2 protein-coding genes are annotated in these 3,133 nt (G+C 41.2%); both read right to left on the bottom strand.

Annotated elements, in window-relative coordinates; genetic code table 11:
• Window positions 1–72: 72 nt before the first annotated feature.
• Window positions 73–2,076 (bottom strand): hypothetical protein, encoded by a 2,004-nt coding sequence (locus ACSHXM_RS21445; protein WP_435692401.1) that lies wholly within the window; start codon window positions 2,074–2,076, stop codon window positions 73–75.
• A partial coding sequence (locus tag ACSHXM_RS21440) for a hypothetical protein (RefSeq protein ID WP_435692399.1) occupies window positions 2,077–3,133 on the bottom strand: 1,057 nt, incomplete at its 5' end. It lies immediately after the preceding gene.

The raw sequence follows: 3,133 nt of genomic DNA, 5'->3' as shown, positions 1-3,133 counted from the left end.
ATAGAACTAGAAGACTTCGAATAAAACAAAGCCCTACATAGACTTAATAGGTCTGTGTAGGGCTTTTTAGTTTTAGTTAGGTGAAGTAAGAGGCTCTGCCGCTAAATCAACACCTTCAGCTGCTAGTAATGTACGTATAGCATTTTCAGTTATCTTAAGACCTTCAGGAGTCTTACTACTTCTGTTCAGGATGTTTATCAACAGTCCTTGAGTCCTAGGATTTAAAGCTATCTTAGCCATTAGTTTAGGAGCAAACAATGCAAACAAACCAACACCAACACCACCAAAAGAACCAGCAGCAAGCGCTGTACCTGCCTGTAACTCTTTCGAGCGAAGGGCTAACATACCAATGTCATTACCGGGTTTAACAGACGCATCAATTATAGCATTACGTATCTGATTGAACCGTCCAAAGTCCTTACCCATTACAGTTTTAGCTTGTGACAACTCCTCCTTTGTCATCTTGGACATCTTAGCTGCGTACTTACCAATGTCAAAACTAACATCATTAACAGCAGGAAGTAAGTTCTGCATGTATGTAGACTTAATAGTTTTGAACAACTCATCTTTATTGGCAAAACCTAACTGCTGAAGCTTTTCAGGCTTCATAGACTTTACAGAGAAGTTTAAAGCTTGCCACGTCTTCTTAAACTGGTCTAAGTTAACAACACCTTCCTGAACAAATAACTTACCAAGTCTTTCATAGTCCTCTTTACCTGCTGAGTTTATTATGGATTTGATATTATCAGGACGCAGTGTCTTTATACCTTTTCTATACTGGTCTTTAATTCCAATATACTTACCATAGGCTTCAGCGTTAAGTCCCATCATAGACTTGTCAACAGACTTACGCAGAGTATTTGATACTTTAGCTAAGTCAGCATCTATAGCGCTATTGTACATACTACTCTGTGGATTACCCATCTCGGTAATAACCTTATTAACCTTCTTCTGCCATGTAATTAGCTCTTCAGCAGGTATAGCAACAGGTATTTTTTTAGTTCCTGTTACTTCTTTAACCGTCTTATACATGGTCTGTCCAAGAGCATTCCTATATGGTTTCCGTACATCCTTAACAACATCAACAACTTTAAAACCATTCGACAAGTCGCCCTTAATTTGCTTAAGTAAAGATAACGTACCATCTTGCAATGCGCTATCGCCTATCTTCTGCGAGTAAGATTTAACAAAACCATCAATAGCATTATGAATAGGTATAACATTAACCTTATCGTTCCTAATCATTCGCTGAACTTCGTTTAAGCCTAGCTCATACTGCTTACTGAGTCCCTGTTTAGCTTCATGAAACAAAGAATCTACAGCAGCACCTAGCTCACCTTTCATCATAACACCAGCATCATTCTTAGCTACTAAATCATTAACAGCGCCAGAAACAGCTTCATTAACTTTAACCATGTTCTCATCAAACATCTTTCCAGATAGTATACCACCTCTACCTAAGTTATCATAGAAACCTAATATACCTTTCTCACCAAGCTGAATAGGCGTTAGTACCGCCCCTTTCTCGCCTAATAGCTCGGCAGTCGATTTTAGAGATAGTGGAGTACCTGCTCGTTGTGTAGCTTTAGTGGCTACTTTCTCAGCAATATCTTTACCTACTTCCTCGCCTGCAAAGCCTAATGCTTTCTTACCTGCAAAATAAACAGGCTTTGCAAACTTAGCCGTACCTAGAGTAGCCACATCAATACCAAAGGATATAGCTGCCTCTTTTGCAGCATTGGCGTAATTAAGCTCTTCCTCTGACATAACATCTTCGGCTAGTTCCCCACCGAAAGCACCTAAAGCGCCTCCGATGATACCACCTGCAACTGTACCTACACCCGGAAGAATAGCAGAACCTGCTGCTGCACCACCTAAAGCACCCGCTATAGAACTACCCATACCTATAAACTCGTTACGCTCAGGAGCATCTATTGGCTTTCCCGCAAGATATCTATCCAACTGCTCATCACTCATACTGTCAAAGTCAATTGCAGAGGACTGTTTAGAGGCTGGTGAGTTTTTTAGTAGATACTGGTCTAACTCAGCATCGCTCATACTGTCAAAATCAGTCATCTAAAACCTCCCAAAAAAGTCAGTCTCTATGTTTTTATCTTCCTTAAGACTAGATACCGCACGCTGCTCTCTCTCAAGGGTTGCTTGCTGCATTGCTTTAGCTTTTGCTATCTTTTCAGCACGAGTCGCCACAATAGCATCTAACTCTGCCTGACGTTCAGCTGCTTGTTTTTCAGCTCTTTTGCGGTTAAAGTCACGACGCTCTGTGTAATAACCTTTCATACTACCTTTGTCATCGAAGTATTTTAACTGTGCCTCTGACTCTTCAATGGCTAGATTGTTAAGTCTGTTCAGTGCCGCAAACCATTCTTTTAGTGCTTCTGGGTTAGCTGTACTTGGTAGTGTACCACTTAATACTAATTCAATATCCTTATCAGAAGCAACTCCAGGTGGTAAGTTACCGATTGACTGCGCCACACGTAACGCTTCAATACGTGCTCTTAAAACACTGGCTGTATCCTGAGTACCGAAAACATTCTTAAACAAACTCTCAACCTGTGCTGCTGCACCTGCTGTAGGCTTAATAGTATCTAACAATTGTGTGATGGTAGCTGTCTCAATATTCTTACGCTTTAACTCATTAGTTTCGTCTAACAGATTATTATAACGTTCCTTATCTTTAGCAGACAGGTCTTTCTCAGCAGCCCTTTCAGCGCCTTTGGAAGTGAACTCCAACTTATCTCTACCACTTCCGCTCTGCTGTTGTTCAGCCTCTATAGCTGCTATTCCAGACTCAGCACTAATACTTCCGTTATTGATACCCAACTGAACAGACTTAATAAACGCATCAGCTGTGTTCTGCGGTGCGTCAGGCATACCATACTTCTTAATAACCTGCTCTGCTCGCTTACCTGTAGGGTCTTTCTCTATCGCCATTAACAAATTACTAGCTGCTTCTTCACCTAATGCTGGTGTTGAGTATATAGCGTTTTTAGCCTCTTCCTTTAAGCTTTCAAGGTTCTTTGCTTGTGTTTGCTGACGCTGAACAGCTGCCTGCTCATTAGCCCCTGTGTAGGTCTTTCCAGTAAGCATACCGCTAAGACCTTGTCCAGCCTTT

Source organism: Paraglaciecola sp. (assembly GCF_051252315.1).
Taxonomy (GTDB): Bacteria; Pseudomonadota; Gammaproteobacteria; order Enterobacterales; family Alteromonadaceae; genus Paraglaciecola.
The sequence above is the reverse complement of the archived record's forward strand: the minus strand, read 5'-3'. Positions and strand labels throughout refer to the sequence as shown.